This window comes from Bacillus sp. CGMCC 1.16541, from assembly GCF_003184905.1.
Classification (GTDB): Bacteria; Bacillota; Bacilli; order Bacillales; family Bacillaceae_H; genus Priestia.
This window is the reverse complement of the sequence record NZ_QFRU01000010.1, coordinates 13,816-30,729: the sequence shown is the minus strand read 5'-3', so window position 1 is coordinate 30,729 and position 16,914 is coordinate 13,816. Positions and strand designations below refer to the sequence as shown.

Sequence of the window (16,914 nt, the reverse complement as noted above, 5' to 3'; positions counted from 1 at the left end):
AGGTGAATCAAAAAGCATGGTTGCTCATTTTGATTCACCTTCTTGATTTACAACAACGAAACAAATGGATTAACGCTTCGGCATCTTAGACCCACAACCACAACCACTTTTTTGTACGGGTTGATATGTTGGATAAGCATTCATTTTAGGTGCTGGAGTCACTTGCTTCATTGGTTGACTCTTTTGTGTAACAGGGAGCTTTTGATTACCATTGTAACTTGGATTATATCCGTAAAACATCATTTCATCCCCCCTTCAATGCGTTTCAACTACTCTATGGCATCATATTCGATAACCGAAATAGACGTTCTCTATCATTTGTCCAATTTTTGTTGAATGGACCGAAAAGTTGTTTCAGTGGCTTTTGGGTGAACCTTTTTTTGCTCCGCTAATACTCGTTGAAACCAATCTCCTGATACGGGTTGTTTTTGCGCTTGCACTTTTTGAAGCTTCTCCGTTAACTGCTGAACCTCTTGCTTCAATAACTCTGTTTCGGCTGGTTTTTGCACAACAACCTCAGGTTCTGGTTTTGGTTCCGACTTTGGTTGTTCTTTTATCGTTGAAATATCATTAATAAACGCCTTTAACACGCCTATTTGTTCTAATAAATTCCGTTTTTCTTTTTCATAACTTTTATGCATTTCAATCATTTTCTCTTCTAACTCTTGAAAAGCTACTTCTTCTTTTTGTCGCTCAGAGTATTGTTCTTTATAAAATTCAAGTTCTGACTTCAAACTGGCAATGTATCGCTTTAGCTTTACTTGATCACTCACAGCACTATCTCCTTTCAGCTAACATGTTAATAAAACGAAACTTATCAATATCTATATATATGAATAAGATTCCTAAACATAACTAGCCGTTTATTCGCTTTTATTCGTCCTCATCTCTACCCGTTAAATTTTTATAACACTTTACGCCTAGGTGAATATGATATGAATGAGCTAATAATTTTACGGTTCTTTCTTTCTTCATAACAAGTGCCTAACAATTTAGGAGAAATTCCGCTTTTATCACGGCACACAAATACTAGTCATTCATACAATATATTAGTCCGATACCTAGATTATGGCGTAGAGAAAGGACAATTATGATCAGGAGGTAAATATTCATGCATGATAATTTTGATGTAGTAGAAAGACTTTGCATCCGTGTACCAAAATTGTATGATTGGGTGCAACGTGCAGTTAAAGGCGTCAATCGCACATTTGATGAAGCAGCTTTAAGCGCATTAGGCTTTGAAGTAAGTAACGCTCCAGGAACATCAGATGACGATCCATTTGATTTCCTAGACCTTGAGGGTGGAGTAGAATTAAGAATGATTGCAGATCTAAGCGACTTTGAAGTAACGGAAATGTCAGGAATGAATGGTATTCGTCCAACTGTTACAACTGTCTTACCAAACGGTGAAACAATTTCATTACAACGTGTAAGAGTTCAAGTTACTGGAGAGTATCGAATCGAGTTAAGAGATAGCTTAGGTACAGTTGCTATTTCTGAACCAATTCCCTTCTCTACTGTAAAAACATTCTTCTTATGCGCACCAGAAGGAACAGAAATTGCAGGTGTCGTTTCTGCAATGGAAGACGATTCAGAAGTCGATGTAGCTGCTCGCACTGTTGATGTTGATTTAGTATTATGCTTAAACGTATACTCATTAATGGATGTGAACATTGAAGTAGAAGGTAGCTATGTAAGTCCTCGTCCTGAGCTTGTATCAGACGTATGTTCATTAAATACAATGCCTCCAACATGCCCAATGATTTTCCCAGGAGTCGACCCTGATTGCTAAGCACTCACAACTTAGAGGAGAGTTTTCTCCTCTATTTTTATTTGATTGCATACAATGAAAACGGAAAACAATCATTCGCCTGCCGCTTGCTACATATAAAATAATAGGAAAGGAGAATGCCAATGGATAAAAAAGTTCCTTCACCTAAAGAAGAAAGCATTCAATTAAAACAAAAGCTTATTCACTATAAAGCAGAGCTATCTCATTCTCAACAAAAGATAAAACAATACGAACGTCTTTTACAAATCGAAAAAGAAAATACATTATTTTGGCGTAACAAACATTCAGAAAGTCTTCTTTCAACAGAAAAAGAAATGGAAATCGAGGAATTAGAAAAAGAAGTAAGTGTACTTGAAAATTCATTAGCTGAACAAAAAATGATTACAGAACAATTGCTTCAAAAGTTGTCACGCCGCGAACCAATCATAGAAGAAAGAATTGTGGAAAAGATTATCGAGAGACCAGTCGAAGTGATTATTGAAAAGCCCATTGAGAAAATTATTGAAAAGCCGGTTGAAAAAATCGTTGAAAAACCAGTAGATCGCTTTTCCAAGTTAGACTTTGTTTGTTATTTTACTTATTCACTTGTCACTCCATCCTCTGAAGATGAAGAAATGATGATTGTCGGAAACGTGATTATGAAAAATCAGACAACAATAACCTTGCATGAACCTGTCATTTGCTTAAAAATCTCACCACCTTCTATTGGACAGTTAAGCGGAAAGATTGCTGAGCAAAGTGAATCAGTAGCAAAATCCAGCAAATTCCCATTACAAGCTAGCCCGTCAAAATGGAGATATAGTATTCCTGATTGGGCAGAGAAAATACGCACGAATGGAGAACATTGGTTAACCCCAATTAAAGAAACTCACCTTCAGGCTAACTCACTTCTCTCCTTCGACTCGTTTCAAATTAGCGTCCCGGTCAATGAAGAAAGTTCGTCCTTTATGCTAGAAGGTTATGCATACACAAACGAATGGAAAGAAGGTATTCCTTTTTTAAATAAAATCATTATTAATTTTTCAAACTAAAAAGCTCTCACCACCGTAGAAAGTCTATGGAATGGTGAGAGCTTCTTTATTCATGAAAATCAGAGCCACCTGTCGGAATGAGCTTATACTCCGTTGCTAATTTTCGATACATCGTTTCCTGTGCAGTAGTGTGTAATGGATGATGAACTTCAATCCCATCAAATCCATACGAAAGCAGTTCTGTAACAAGATCCTGATTTTTAATCACGGCTGGATGTGCTAACACTGCTAGTCCACCACTTTGTTGGATTAGTGAAACCCCTTGTTTTGGCGTAAGTTGTAATTTCTCCACACTACACACTTTACCATCACCTAAATAGAAGTCAAAAACCGTTTTCACATCTTTCACATAACCTTTTGCGACTACAGCTTTAGCAATATGAGGTCGAGCAATGACCGCACCTTGACTAAATTCATATACATCTTCAATTGTAATTGTCATCCCTTGCTCATGAAACTTTTCAATAATATAATGCGCGCGTTCTTCACGCTGACTTCTTACTTGTTTAAGAATACGGTTCAGCTCTTCAGTTTCTTCTAGCCCATATCCTAAAATATCAATGCGCTCTCCTTGAAAATAAGTGGTTAATTCAATTCCAGGTATAACAAGGACACCGAGCTTCTCCCCTTCTTCTTGCGCTTCTTTTATTCCTGACATTGTGTCGTGATCGGTAATGGCAATGGTTCGTTTCCCTAAATCTCTCATTCTCCTTACAACTGCTGTTGGTGTAAAAGCACCGTCAGAAGCAGTTGTATGCATATGAAGATCGTATGCACCCGCTCTAATTAATTCATATAAATTCATGTAGCATTTCCCTCTCCTTCTTTTCATGAAACTTATATTAAGTAAAACACTCCATCACCACAATGTACAACGATTCTTCTCTAAATAGTAGGAAAACACAAAAAAGTCGGCCCTTTGTTTTCTTCCACCAGCCGACCTTGTTCTATTTCATAAATGACTCAATAATACCCGCTAATCCAGCGATAGCAAGGATTGAGATAACAGGAAAGGCAAGGTTGGGAACGGTTAAATAGCTAACATATAAAATAAGCGCACACCACATCCCCGTACACCAATAACAACTTAATAACTCTCCAATCCACTTTTGCATTCCTTCACCTTTTACATGTAAATACGTTTCCACCGTTCCATCCTCATGCTTTTCTTCAATGACTTCATGAAACGGTTTCCTAATAAACCATGTAATTTTATCGAATACAATTAATCTTGTTAAACGGAAAGTAGCTAGTACAAACAAAACTAAATACAACCACGTCCACTCCACGCTTTCATCACCCTTTACCTTTAAATGTACATCCCTAAGAAAAAACGAACAACCAGGCAATACGTGTTGTTAGCCTTGAACCTTTATCTTTATATCGAAATTCATGCTCTTCAGAGAGAACAGCTATTAATTTCTACCTTAAAATTCTAAAGAATGGGACATAACAGTGCTTCCGTTATGTCCCATTCTTTAGATTGATGTATACATGCTAAATCTTAATGATTGAAATTTTCCTGATGTTATCTAATTTAATTTTTAGCTCCTCTTTTTTAGGCGGTGCAGTAAAAACAATCACATCACCTTTCACCTCAAGAATGGTCCCTACATATTTATCTACCTTTGTCGTCACTTCACAAATCGGCTGCGACATGTGCTTAGGGAACCCTGCTAAAAACACTGCCTTCTCTTCAATTGTCATATCTTGAAACATCTTATTTGGCTTACGCGCTTCTTCTTTCTTCACACTTTCATCAACGGTTTGAATTAACGAAAAAGAAGGCTCCTCTTTTTTGATAGGCTTCTTTTTTTCACTTTTTGCCGATACGACTTGCTTAGGTTGATCGGTTTGTGAATGAAAATAATATTGCATGGAGCGTTTACTTTGGTGAATTGTTGGTTGAACAATATACATCAACGGCTCATTTTCTTCTGATCTTGACTTTGAGTTTGTCATGGAAGCATACCTCCAATTACTATGCTAGTTAGCACGCTTTATCTAAATGTATGCCTCCATCATAGAAAACTTGTTCATTTTTTCATGGAAGCACAGAAAAAGCCCTCGCTTCCTCTAAAAAGCAAGAGCTTTTCATATAGAGGCATGGCTTCACAAGCCTCTATCTTTCCACTTTTCTCCTAAACATACAAAACGGGACCGAACAACTTTTTCGTTAGGTCCCACTCTTTATATTCATATTAACGCCCAATAATATGGAAGCCAGAATCAACGTGAATGTTTTCACCAGTAATTCCGCGTGCTAAATCACTAAATAAGAAAACAGCTGTGTCACCAACTTCTTCTGGTGTCGTTGTGCGACGAAGTGGCGCGCGCTCTTCAATATCTTTTAAAATAGCATTGAAGCCACTAATTCCTTTTGCTGATAAAGTACGAATCGGCCCAGCTGAAATGGCATTTACACGAATATTATGCTTACCAAGATCTGAGGCTAAATATTTCACACTTGCCTCAAGCGATGCTTTTGCTACACCCATTACATTGTAATTTTCGACAACACGCTCACCGCCAAGATATGTTAGTGTTACAATGCTACCGCCCTCTGTCATTAATTCTTTTGCAGCTTTTGACACAGCTGTTAACGAATACGAGCTAATGTTGTGAGCTAATAAGAAGCCTTCACGAGACGTATCAACATACTCTCCTTCTAAATCTTCGCCTTTTGCAAATGCAATACAATGTGCAAGTCCATGAATAGCACCAACTTGTTCTTTAATTTCGTTAAAGCAAGTTTGAATTTCTTCATCGTTTGTTACATCACATGGTAAAATGATAGAGTCATTGCGATCTAACGTGTCAGCAAGCTCACGTACATTTTTCTCTAAACGCTCACCTGCGTATGTGAAGACTAAGCGTGCACCCGCTTCGTGAAGAGAACGTGCAATTCCCCACGCGATACTTCTTTTATTAGCTACGCCCATTACGACAAACGTACGATTTTCTAACGACAAACCTCTCATTGATAAACCCTCCATTTATGTAAAATCGATTACCTATCACAAGTTATTAGTACCTAGTATTAATATCAGTATATCATATTCTGACAAATGCACAATCGTTAATTGTAAAAAGAGGTGAGTCAGATAGGGAGCATCTCTATCCCTATTCGACTCACCTCTCCACATCACAGTCGTATTAATACAATACTACATAGAAAGGGATATCGTTTATAAGCCTTCTTTACTTATTCATCATCATAATCCTTTTTCCTCAAAAACTCTCTCGGCAATTCTGTGCCACGTGTACCCCTTAAGTCGATTTCCTCTTCTTCAGTAGGATAATAAACAATGAAGCTTTCAGGGTTAACTTTTGATAATTTATAAGGTAGTTCTTCTAACTTCGGATGCCAAGCAGTCGTTCCTTGTCGTGAACTAATAACAATAATTAAATCGTCATCATCTAGATTTGTTAAATAATTATCAAACAAGACGCTCCATCCTTCGACAAACTCAAAAGTAGTAGGAGGATTAGGCTTTAGTTCCTCAATGAATGCTGCATACTTCTTTGTATCATCTTTTAAAATTAAGCACCATAATGTCGCCCCAAGTTTACTTGTTAATGTTTTGATTCTAATAAGTGCTTCTTCATATCCTTGTTTATGATCTATTCCTTTTGGTAAGACAAGAACCACTCGCTTTGTCGTATTCAGTGGATGATTAAGTTTTGAAATTAAAACTGTCTGATATGTTTGTTCGAGCATTTGATCAATAGTACTACCAAAAATACGTCTTGGTGTCGTTCTCTCTCCATCCCATTCCGCTATAACTGTTGTAATTCGTTCTTCTGTAGCTGCTCTGACAATGCCAGAAGCTACATTATGATCAACACGTGTTAATAACTTAATCGGAATATCTGCACCTGATGCATACATAACAGCCTGTCCCAGCATTTTTTCCGCTTTAGCTACTTCCTTCTCTGCTGCTTCTACCTCTCTCTCTACTACTGCTAATGGATAAAGTGGATGGCCTTGAGAACTAGAGCTTTTAATAACAAAAGCTAAATCCATTAATGATTCCATTGCTTTTGCGTTTGATAACGGAATTAGAATACGCTCAGGGGCATCTGCCCGCTTATAAGGCTGTTGCTCTTCTTCAAGGGCTAACTTGCGACCAAACTTTTCTACTAAATAAGGACCTATTATACATGTAATTAAAATCATAATGATAACACCATTAACCGCAGTTTGATCTAATAAACCTACTTTAAATCCTACTAGTGTAGCTGCAAGTGTAGCTGCAGCTTGAGGTATTGTAAGACCGAATATCGCTAGGCGTTGGTTTCGATTGTATTTGTAAATAACGCTTGTTAAAAGAGCAGCTAAATATTTACCACCAATTACTCCTACAAGAATGGCAGCTGTGAATATCCATGCTTTTGGACTACTGATGAGTACTTGCAAATCCATTAACATTCCTACTGAGAGTAAAAAGAATGGAATAAACAATGCATTAGCAGAGAAACGAATTCTATTCATAAGTGGACTTTGCTCAAATATATAACGGTTTAAACTTATTCCTGCTAAAAATGCTCCAATAATAGGTTGTAAACCTGCTACGATAGCCAAAAATCCTGCTGTAAACAATACAACCATTACATAAATGAACTCTGTTGTACCTTCACTACTTGCATTTTTAAAGAATATCTTCGAAATAAAAGGGACACCAACTAATACAACTGCTACAAATATACATAGAGAAAAGAGCAATGTTACAAAAAATTGAATAGTTAGCTCTCCCTCTACTGATCCTGCAACAATAGCAAGAACTAGTAACGCAAAAGTATCGGTTAAGATGCTTCCACCTACAGCTGTTGTGATTGCTTTATTCTTTCCAATCCCTAACCTACTTGCAATAGGATAACCAAGTAATGTATGCGAGCCAAGTATAGACCCTAATAAAATCGAGGCTGCCATTCCATAACCTAGTAATAAACCAAAAACTGTACCAAATAATAAAGGGATATAGAACGAAAATAAACCGAACACTAAACTTCGCTTTCGATACTTTTTAAAGCCATCTAAATCCAGCTCTAATCCAGCTATAAAGATAATAAATAAAAGGCCTACTGTTCCAAGAAGCTGAATTGTTTCATCGCGCGCTAAAAGATTTAATCCGTCTGGCCCAATTATGACGCCTGCTATAATTGGACCTATAATACCTGGTATTCTTAATTTTCGCATTAAGAATGGAAAAGTAAGAAAGGTAATCATTGCTACGGCAAAAATAATCACTGGTTCTTTTAATGGCAAATCAAACATTGGTAATTGGCTCCTTTCTTAAATCACCCATTCTTCATTGTAAGTAACTCATAAACATTGTTGCTAAACCAAAATAAATTAAAATACTAATCAAATCGTTAATGGTCGTAATAAAAGGACCTGATGCTACAGCTGGGTCAATGTTTAATCGGTCCATCAAAAGTGGCACTAATGACCCTGCTAACGTTGCTACAATGAGTGTAATAAAAATGGAGATTCCTACAAGCAAACCAAGAAAAAAGTCTCCTTGCCACACATACACAACAAGCGTCACAAGGACACCACATGATCCGCCTGTAATAAATCCTGTTCCTGCTTCTCGGACGATGAGTTTCCATTTGCTTTCTTCCGCCACTTCTCCTGTAGCAAGACCTCTTACCGCCACAGCCAATGCTTGCGTTCCTGTATTTCCTGCCATCCCTGCAATCAAAGGGATAAATACCGCTAGAATAGCCACTTGATTTAACGTATCTTCAAACTGACCAATTAAGCTCGCTGTCATCATACCAAGAAATAATAAAATAACAAGCCATGGCAAACGCTTCTTTGCAGCTGAAAGGGGATTTTTGTCAACATTGTCAACGTCGCTAATTCCGGCTAACTTTGAGTAGTCATCTGATGCTTCTTCATCAATAACATCTAGGACATCATCGACTGTAATAATCCCTAGTAGATGATGTTGAAAATCAACAACTGGTAACGCTAAAAAGTTATAATCACGCATTGTACGTGCCACTTCTTCCTGGTCTTCAGCAACGGATACCGATACCACTCGCTCACTCATTATCTCGTGAATCATCGTGTCCTCATCTGCCACAATTAAGTCACGTAACGAAATAACACCTACAAGCTTCCTCTCTTCATCCACAACAAAGACATAGTAAATTGTTTCAGCTTGTGGAGCTTCTTTTCGTAAAATTTGCATCGCAGAATGTACCGTTTGATGAGCATGAATGGCCACAAACTCCGTCGTCATAATACTACCAGCTGTATACTCCTCGTAATGAAGAAGATCTTTAATCTCTTTCGCTGATTCATCATCCATAATGGTTAAGTAGCTTGCGACTTGTTCTTTATCAAGCTCATTTAACACATCAACCGCATCATCGGCATACATTTCTGATAACATGTCTGCTGCAAATGTTGGATGCATTTCTGATAATAGCTGTTGATACTCTTCTTCTGGTATCTCAAGGTTTTCAAAAATACCGGCCATTTCTTTTGGAGACAAAAACTCATAAAGTTGGGAGCGCTGAGTTTGATCTAGCTCTTCGTAGAATTGAGCTTGGTCGTACGTATGCATTTCTAAAAACTCTTCACGAAACATATCAATGTCATGACCGTTTAATGCGTGTAGCAACTGTTCTTTAATCATCTTTTCTTTTGTCACTTCTGCTGTTTCACTCAAGTTGAATGCCTCCTCTCAAAAACAAAACTTCTTTTACTGTATTACGTAATGCGCTTACAATTCAACTAATAAACATGAATTTGTTAAAATTGATTTTGGTAAGTATGAATAGTTTGCACAAAAATAGTGCTATTTTAAAGATAAAAGTAACGACTAGGAGTGAAAAAATGAAATTTGACATTATCGGAGACATTCATGGATGCTTTGAAGAGTTTGAGCTGCTCACGAAAAAACTCGGTTACATATGGGAAAGCGGGATACCAAAACATTCAAGTCAACGTCGTCTTGTATTTGTTGGAGATTTAGCCGATCGAGGTCCACGGTCCTTAGATGTGATTCAAATCGTATGGAAGCTTGTAGTGAAGGAAAAGCAAGCTCATTACTGCCCAGGAAACCATTGCAACAAGCTTTATCGCTACTTTTTAGGAAACAAAGTTCAAATCACACACGGATTAGAAACAACAGTAGCTGAATATGAAGCATTATCTAGTGATGATCAACAAACGATTCGTCACCGGTTCATTGAGTTGTATGAACAAGCACCTCTTTACTTACAACTTGATCAAAATCAGTTAGTCGTTTCTCATGCAGGTATTCGTGAAGACTACATAGGCCGCACAGATAAAAAAGTAAAAACATTTGTCTTATACGGCGATATAACAGGTGAAAAGCACGAAGATGGCTCACCTGTGCGACGTGACTGGTCAAAACACTACAAAGGAAAATCAATTAATGTGTACGGTCATACACCGGTAAAAGAGCCACGTATCTTAAACAGAACATTTAACATCGATACAGGTGCGGTATTTGGAGGAGCTCTAACTGCATTACGCTATCCAGAACTAGAAACGGTATCCGTTCCTTCTTCTATGCCTTATGTAAAAGAAAAGTTCCGAACGATTTAAACAAGAACAAGCTGAGCCATCAAGGAGGAATCACTCCCTGTTTGACTCAGCTTATTCGTTCATGGAATCTAGCTAGATCAAGTTAAAAAGACTCGACGACCTTTATGTGTACTCACGTTTTTGAGCAAGTTTTTTCTTCGCTTCTTCCATGTCAGAAGGAATGGGCGACACAAATGATAATTGCTTATGTAAAATAGGATGAAAAAAGGTCAGATGATAACTATGTAAGGCTTGACGAAGCATATATTCACACTTTCCACCGTACAAATCATCACCTACTAATGGATGACCAAGATGAGCCATATGAACGCGGATTTGATGAGTTCTTCCTGTTTCAAGCTTTAGTGAAACATAGGTTCCATGTTCAAATTCCTCTAAAACCGAATAGTTTGTCACGGCATACTGACCGTCTTCACGTACTTCTCTCTCAATAATGCTGTCCAATTTCCGCCCAATTGGTGCACAAATGGTCCCAGAACTAGAAGCTAATCTTCCTTCAACAAACGCATGATATGTTCGTTCAATGGAATGCGTTTGCTGCGCTTTTGAAAACAAATAATGCACATACCGATTTTTGGCGACAATTAATAGCCCCGATGTATCTTTGTCTAAACGATTGACAAGATGAATGGTTGATGGAATATCGTTGCACTCATAGTAGTGTAGTAGTGCGTTACTTAACGATGTTGTTGGGTGGGTACGAGAAGGAATACTCGGTAGCCCCGCCTGTTTATTGATAACAAGTAGATACTCATCTTCATAAACAACATCGAGTGGAATGTTTTCACTCCTTAACCCTTCACTCCGCTGTTCTGGTGGAAAGGCTAAAGAAAGTTCATCTCCTTTTTGCAACAAGTACCTCACCGTCACGTCGTCACCATTTACTTTAATCGAACCACCGTGAAATTTAATATCGACTAAAGCAGATTTTGAAATATGATGTTCTTTTAAGAAATCGCGAATGAGAACTCCATGATGTTCAGGAGAAATCTTCCACGTTAACGTAAATAACCTTGCCATGATAAATCCTTCCTGTTTCGTTCTTAATCACAGACAAATGAATCACGTACGCGTTGCCAGAAAGGAAATGCACGGAATCTTGCAAAGCGAATCTTCTCATCTGCTGCCCGACATTGAATCGACTTAACGTCTTTATGTAACAACGTTAAATGATCAATTGTAATTTGAAAATCTACATCATTCACAGGCTTTAACATTGCAGTATGATGGGCTGGTAAAATAAGCGGTGAACCAATTGTTCTGAAAACACGATTGTTAATTGAAGCCATTTCAGCAATTTGGATCGCATCTAAAGAAGGATGTAAGATAGCGCCACCTAACGATTTGTTATAAGCCGTACTACCAGATGGCGTTGAAATACATAACCCGTCGCCTCTAAATGTCTCAAACAACTGACCTTTAATTTCTACATCCATCACAAGCGATCCTTCTACACTTTTGACTGTACATTCATTTAAAGCAAGATAGCGAGCTTCTCTTCCGCCGTTAATGTAACGAATGGTGACTTCTAATAGTGGATACTCTACCGTTTGATAAGGGGTTTTTGCGATAGCAATGACAAGCTTTTCAATTTCATCTGGTGTCCAATCCGCGTAAAACCCTAAATGACCTGTATGTACCCCAACAAAAGCTGTTTTATCTAATCGGTTCCGGTAGCGATGAAAAGCATATAAAAGCGTTCCATCTCCTCCTACTGAGATGACAATATCCGGCTGTTGCTCGTCATATTCAAGCTGAAAGTCAAGCAAGTACGTTCTCATTTTTTGCATTAATGTGTTTGATACTTGATCACCTTTTGACGTAATAGCAAATTTCATCTTCTTCACCCTATCCCCCATTTATTCTCATTCATCCTTGTTTTCTTTTTTTCGTGAAAAAATAGCCTGTGCTTCCTGAATCTCTCCACGAATCTTTGACATCTCTTCGTCTAACAAATAAGCGGCTTCCGCTGCACGTTGTAATCGTTCTCTAATTTCTTCTGGGAACTTCCCGCTGTATTTATAATTAAGTGAATGTTCAATGGTCGCCCAGAAATTCATCGCTAATGTACGAATTTGAATTTCGACAAGAATGTTTTTTTCTCCTTTAATGGTTTGAACTGGATAACGAACCACAACGTGATAAGATCGGTAGCCACTATCTTTCTTTTGTGTAATATAGTTTCGTTCCTCGACAATTTCAAAATCCGTTCGTTGCCTTAATAACTCCACTACACTTTTAATGTCATCTACAAACTGACACATCATACGTAAACCCGCAATATCTTGCATTTCTTCTTCTAAACGGTCGAGTGGAATCCCTTTTCTCGTCGCTTTATCTAGAATGCTAGCAATGGGTTTGACACGTCCTGTTACAAACTCAATTGGGCAATGCATGGATTTCATTTCATATTGCGTTCGAATTCCTTTTAACTTTACTTTTAATTCTTCTACCGCTTGCTTATATGGACCTAAAAATAAATCCCAATGCTTTACCATTGCTAACACACCCCCCATCTTCCTATTTCTCTTTATTTACCTAAAAATACTTCTTCTACTTTAGACACCATCGCTTCACCGTAATTGGTATTTCCTTCAATATTACCGATTAAATACTCTAATTCTTCTTTTAAACCCTTTAGTTCTACTTTATGTTCATTCACAACTACAACGACTGTGTAATCTGTATGTAAAACTTCTTTTAAATTAGGCCATGCATGATCAGGTATGCTTATATAAACAAAATCATCGTTAATATCTAAAATATAAATGAATGATACGTTATCAGAATCCGTAATCATCTGCATCGTATCCTCTATATGATCAATCGGTTTCGTAAATTCTTCTGTTTGTAAATATAGCGTATTCTCTTCCGTGTAACTCTTTGTTACTTCAATTCTTTTTTGCATAACTAAACTCCTTCCAACCTTTACAATGGACTATTCAACTACTTCATTTTAACATATAAAAAGTTTGATTGATAAACATTGATATGAGTACGATTTCGTGGAATAATGAAAGGCATATATATATAATTGTAATCGCTGTTTAAAATGACCGTTACATCGCTTTTTCACGCTATATTTTTCTACATAGAAAGGTGTTTGTTCATGAAGCAAGAAATTGAAATTGAATTTAAGAACCTGGTGACGAAACAAGAATTTGACGAACTCATCGCTCACTTTAACATTGGTGAAGAAGATTTTATCACCCAGGACAATCACTATTTTGATACTACATCATTTTCTTTAAAAGATTGTGGAGCTGCCCTTCGCATTCGTTATAAAAAAGGTGGTTACGTGTTAACACTTAAGCAACCTCATGAACAAGGGTTGCTAGAAACTCATCAATTCCTCACAGAAGATGAAGCAAAAGCATTCATGAACGGACAAGTTCATGTTACTGGTAAAATCCGTGAGCTCATTGAACGTTTAGGTGTAGATGTAACGGAGCTTTTATATTTTGGTACGTTAACAACTCGCCGTGTGGAGAAACCTTATAAAGATGGTCTCCTTGTTTTTGATCATAGTCTCTACTTAGAAAAAGAAGATTATGAGCTAGAGTATGAAGTAAAGAATGCAAAAGAAGGAAAAGAGAATTTCAAACAACTTCTTCATTCTCTTCATATCCCAATTCGGAAAACTGAAAATAAAATTCGTCGCTTTTATCGTGAAAAATACATTGCCTTAAGTGAGGAATCTTCATGAATATCCGTGCATACCAACCGTTATTAGAATTGCAAGCATTGCGACACGTTTCAACGTCAACTCAGTCGTCATCCATCGACTCTGAGCTCTTTTCTAGTTTATTAGCACAATACACGAACACCATGAGTGAAACACAGAAATCGCAATCATTAGGGCTCTATTCTTTATTAGCACAACAAGCAAGCTTACTGTCACCTAACAGTTCCCTTAAATCGAGCTTATCTGTAAAAACCGTACCGTCCCAACATCACTTACCTGTGCGCAGTGACATTGAATCAATCATTGAAGCAGCGTCACAAAAATATAATGTTGATTCAAAACTCATTAAATCGGTTATTCTTCATGAATCAAATTTTAATACACAAGCGAAAAGTCATGCTGGCGCAATGGGATTAATGCAACTAATGCCAAGCACCGCTCGTTATTTAGGTGTTGAAAATGCTTTTGATGCAGCGGAGAACATCTTTGGTGGCACAAAGTATTTGCGACAAATGCTAAATAAATACAATGACAATGTAGAACTCGCATTAGCTGCCTATAATGCTGGACCCGGAAACGTGGATAAATATGGTGGAATTCCACCTTTTAAAGAAACACAAGCTTATGTTAAGAAAGTAAAATCAACCTACTTTGCATAAAATAAGTGAAGCTTCGACAGCTTCACTTATTTTATGCAAAAAGAGATTTGAGAGCGAATCGTTTGAGATAACGTATTGACGCTGATAAAATGTAGAAAAGTCATGATTTTACGATTTTAACATCTTTATTCCAATTAATTAAAAAAGGAGTTATCAACATGACAGAGAAACTCTACACACCTTACGATGAATTAGGTGGCGAACACACGATTTCAAAACTTGTTGATGCTTTTTATAGACGAGTTGAACAGCATCCTGATTTAGCACCAATTTTTCCAAACGACTTTACAGAAACAGCTCGAAAACAAAAGCAGTTTCTAACACAATATTTAGGAGGACCTGCTCTCTACACAGAAGAACATGGTCATCCAATGCTTCGTGCAAGACACTTGCCATTTGAAATTACACCAACGAGAGCAAAAGCGTGGCTTACCTGTATGTACGAAGCAATGGATGACGTGAACCTTAAAGGTGAAGTGCGTGATGACTTTTATCGTCGCCTCGTATTAACTGCTCAGCATATGATCAATACTCCCGAACCAACAGATGAGAAAGGATTTTCATATTGAGTACTCAAGAACCGACGACAAAACATTCGTTATCTCAACTTTGCCAAGGCTCGAGTAAAAAGCCTCTTGAGATTTATGTATTCATTGATCCACTCTGTCCAGATTGTTGGGCATTAGAACCGATTCTGAAGAAGTTACAAATTGAGTATGGTCAATTCTTCACCTTAAAACATGTCTTAAGCGGACAGTTAAAATCATTAAATGCAGGTACACAGCGCAAATTTGAAAACATTGCGCGTGTTTGGGAAAAAACAGGTAGTCGCTCAGGCATGTCTTGTGATGGAAGCCTTTGGCTGGAAAACCCTGTTTCCACTCCTTATGCAGCTTCCATTGGAATTAAAGCTGCAGGACTCCAAGGAAAAAGGCAAGGAATTCGTTTTTTACGAAAGCTTCAAGAAGTCTTATTTCTTGAAAAACAAAATATTTCAGAGGAAGATGTCTTAATTCAATGCGCTGAAGATGTAGGATTAGATGTTGAAGAGTTCCGTAAAGACCTACATTCAGAAAGTGCCTCAAAAGCATTTCAGTGTGACTTAAAAGTAACAGCGGAAATGGACGTCGATGAAATTCCAACACTTGTATTTTTTAATGAGAAAGCAGAAGAAGAAGGAATTAAAATTGCGGGCCACTACACATATGACACATACGTTCATGTCATTGAGGAAATGTTAGAACAAATACCTGAGCCGTCTTCACCACCACCTCTTGAATTATTCATGCAATATTTCAAGTTTGTTGCATCAAAAGAAGTGGCAGTTGTTTACAATAGATCTATTCAGGAAGTTGAAAAAGAATTAAAGAAGTTGCAACTTAAGCAAGTCGTTGAACAAGTACCCGTTAAATACGGTACATTTTGGAGATACATCGATTCTACGTTTTAAATAAAACACAAAAAGACCCGGCTTTCGGCCGGGTCTTTTTGTTTGTCTTAAGACAACAAGGGGATGGGAGAAATTTTCACGGTCAAACAAAGGGGTATATGTTTGTTTGTGATAAACTTCACGTTAATAATATAGCAAACCGTGTCGACTTTTGACAAGTGATTTTTATCACTTTCACAAATTTGTCATATTGAAAGCACTTTCTTCTTTATTTATTGAAAAAAGAATGTTTGTAAGCGTGATGATGATTGAAAAAGTGATGGATTTCTCTGTGAGGATACCCACTTTTCGCGTGGCATTTAATTAGATTTATCTTCGATTTCTCTCGGCTATTTCTGAAAAACCACACTAAAAAAAGAAACGTTTGTCTCTCTTCAAAAATGTACATGGTAAAAAGAATCTTCGTCTATCATACACATACATATAGTACAAACACATCATTTAGAAAGGAAGATTCATTTGGCTTATCTTTTACCTCTCATTTGTATTATCGTCATCATGCTTTCCTTCTTCTTTTACTGCTTAGCTTTGATGGAGCTTGCACCGATGATCTTAGCAGGACCTATTATGTTTTTGTCTATTTTTATTACGTTGCTTTTATTGAACCGACAGAACCAATTTAAAGGATTTAAAAAATAAAAAGGTTATGGGAACAGGAGTAAGAATCACTCCTATTCTCATAACCCTTATTGATCCTTAAATCTAG

Annotated in this window: 20 protein-coding genes; 8 read left to right on the top strand and 12 right to left on the bottom strand. The window is 37.3% G+C overall.

What is annotated here, in order from left to right:
- Positions 1-69 precede the first annotated feature (69 nt).
- Together DIS06_RS20160 and DIS06_RS11400 are read right to left on the bottom strand one after the other, a co-directional pair.
- Positions 70-243 (bottom strand): hypothetical protein, encoded by a 174-nt coding sequence (locus DIS06_RS20160; protein WP_162595961.1) that lies wholly within the window; start codon positions 241-243, stop codon positions 70-72.
- Between the two features lie 71 nt (positions 244-314).
- Entirely contained in the window at positions 315-773 is a 459-nt protein-coding gene (locus tag DIS06_RS11400) for a hypothetical protein (RefSeq protein ID WP_110113401.1), read from the bottom strand.
- 338 nt (positions 774-1,111) lie between these two features.
- On the opposite strand from DIS06_RS11400, the gene DIS06_RS11395 reads away from it, so the two are divergent.
- On the top strand, positions 1,112-1,792 hold the full coding sequence (locus DIS06_RS11395; protein ID WP_110113400.1) for a BMQ_0737 family morphogenetic spore coat protein: 681 nt from the start codon (positions 1,112-1,114) through the stop codon (positions 1,790-1,792).
- A gap of 122 nt (positions 1,793-1,914) precedes the next feature.
- On the top strand, positions 1,915-2,823 hold the full coding sequence (locus DIS06_RS11390) for a hypothetical protein (protein ID WP_110113399.1): 909 nt from the start codon (positions 1,915-1,917) through the stop codon (positions 2,821-2,823).
- A gap of 46 nt (positions 2,824-2,869) precedes the next feature.
- On the opposite strand, the gene DIS06_RS11385 is transcribed toward DIS06_RS11390, so the two are convergent.
- The 6 genes from DIS06_RS11385 to mgtE all read right to left on the bottom strand — a co-directional run bounded on the left by DIS06_RS11385 (position 2,870) and on the right by mgtE (position 9,476).
- Positions 2,870-3,628: a PHP domain-containing protein gene (locus tag DIS06_RS11385; protein ID WP_110113398.1), complete on the bottom strand. Its 759-nt coding sequence runs from the start codon at positions 3,626-3,628 to the stop codon at positions 2,870-2,872.
- Between the two features lie 142 nt (positions 3,629-3,770).
- On the bottom strand, positions 3,771-4,112 hold the full coding sequence (locus DIS06_RS11380; protein WP_110113397.1) for a DUF1360 domain-containing protein: 342 nt from the start codon (positions 4,110-4,112) through the stop codon (positions 3,771-3,773).
- Positions 4,113-4,320: 208 nt separating this feature from the next.
- Complete coding sequence (locus DIS06_RS11375) at positions 4,321-4,785, bottom strand: CotO family spore coat protein (protein WP_110113396.1); 465 nt, start codon at positions 4,783-4,785, stop codon at positions 4,321-4,323.
- Between the two features lie 239 nt (positions 4,786-5,024).
- Complete coding sequence (gene fabI / locus DIS06_RS11370) at positions 5,025-5,804, bottom strand: enoyl-ACP reductase FabI (protein WP_110113395.1); 780 nt, start codon at positions 5,802-5,804, stop codon at positions 5,025-5,027.
- Positions 5,805-6,028: 224 nt separating this feature from the next.
- Entirely contained in the window at positions 6,029-8,101 is a 2,073-nt protein-coding gene (locus tag DIS06_RS11365; protein WP_110113394.1) for a cation:proton antiporter domain-containing protein, read from the bottom strand.
- 34 nt (positions 8,102-8,135) lie between these two features.
- A complete protein-coding gene (gene mgtE / locus DIS06_RS11360; RefSeq protein ID WP_110113514.1) occupies positions 8,136-9,476 on the bottom strand; it encodes a magnesium transporter in 1,341 nt (446 codons plus the stop codon).
- 200 nt (positions 9,477-9,676) lie between these two features.
- Here mgtE and prpE point away from each other — a divergent pair, with 200 nt between their 5' ends.
- Positions 9,677-10,414: a bis(5'-nucleosyl)-tetraphosphatase PrpE gene (gene prpE, locus DIS06_RS11355; RefSeq protein ID WP_110113393.1), complete on the top strand. Its 738-nt coding sequence runs from the start codon at positions 9,677-9,679 to the stop codon at positions 10,412-10,414.
- Positions 10,415-10,516: 102 nt separating this feature from the next.
- Here prpE and DIS06_RS11350 read toward each other — a convergent pair whose 3' ends face one another.
- The 4 genes from DIS06_RS11350 to DIS06_RS11335 are packed head-to-tail and all read right to left on the bottom strand — an operon-like array spanning position 10,517 to position 13,322.
- Entirely contained in the window at positions 10,517-11,434 is a 918-nt protein-coding gene (locus DIS06_RS11350; protein ID WP_110113392.1) for an RluA family pseudouridine synthase, read from the bottom strand.
- Positions 11,435-11,457: 23 nt separating this feature from the next.
- Complete coding sequence (locus DIS06_RS11345) at positions 11,458-12,252, bottom strand: NAD kinase (protein ID WP_110113391.1); 795 nt, start codon at positions 12,250-12,252, stop codon at positions 11,458-11,460.
- Positions 12,253-12,279: 27 nt separating this feature from the next.
- Positions 12,280-12,912 carry a GTP diphosphokinase gene (gene yjbM, locus DIS06_RS11340; RefSeq protein WP_110113513.1) on the bottom strand — a complete coding sequence of 211 codons (633 nt, stop codon included), beginning with the start codon at positions 12,910-12,912 and terminating at the stop codon, positions 12,280-12,282.
- 32 nt (positions 12,913-12,944) lie between these two features.
- Positions 12,945-13,322 carry a UPF0738 family protein gene (locus tag DIS06_RS11335; protein WP_110113390.1) on the bottom strand — a complete coding sequence of 126 codons (378 nt, stop codon included), beginning with the start codon at positions 13,320-13,322 and terminating at the stop codon, positions 12,945-12,947.
- A 201-nt stretch (positions 13,323-13,523) separates the two neighbouring features.
- On the opposite strand from DIS06_RS11335, the gene DIS06_RS11330 reads away from it, so the two are divergent.
- From DIS06_RS11330 to DIS06_RS11310, 5 genes are all read left to right on the top strand, one after another.
- Positions 13,524-14,120, top strand: coding sequence for a CYTH domain-containing protein (locus DIS06_RS11330; protein ID WP_110113389.1), 597 nt, complete (start codon positions 13,524-13,526; stop codon positions 14,118-14,120).
- Positions 14,117-14,758: a lytic transglycosylase domain-containing protein gene (locus DIS06_RS11325; protein ID WP_110113388.1), complete on the top strand. Its 642-nt coding sequence runs from the start codon at positions 14,117-14,119 to the stop codon at positions 14,756-14,758. The genes DIS06_RS11330 and DIS06_RS11325 overlap by 4 nt, the downstream gene beginning before the upstream one ends.
- 158 nt (positions 14,759-14,916) lie before the next feature.
- A complete protein-coding gene (locus DIS06_RS11320) occupies positions 14,917-15,327 on the top strand; it encodes a globin domain-containing protein (RefSeq protein ID WP_110113387.1) in 411 nt (136 codons plus the stop codon).
- Positions 15,324-16,208 carry a ClpXP adapter SpxH family protein gene (locus DIS06_RS11315; protein ID WP_239422030.1) on the top strand — a complete coding sequence of 295 codons (885 nt, stop codon included), beginning with the start codon at positions 15,324-15,326 and terminating at the stop codon, positions 16,206-16,208. Before DIS06_RS11320 ends, DIS06_RS11315 begins: the two co-directional genes overlap by 4 nt.
- A 459-nt stretch (positions 16,209-16,667) precedes the next feature.
- Positions 16,668-16,847, top strand: coding sequence for a hypothetical protein (locus DIS06_RS11310; RefSeq protein ID WP_110113385.1), 180 nt, complete (start codon positions 16,668-16,670; stop codon positions 16,845-16,847).
- The last annotated feature ends 67 nt before the right edge of the window (positions 16,848-16,914 follow it).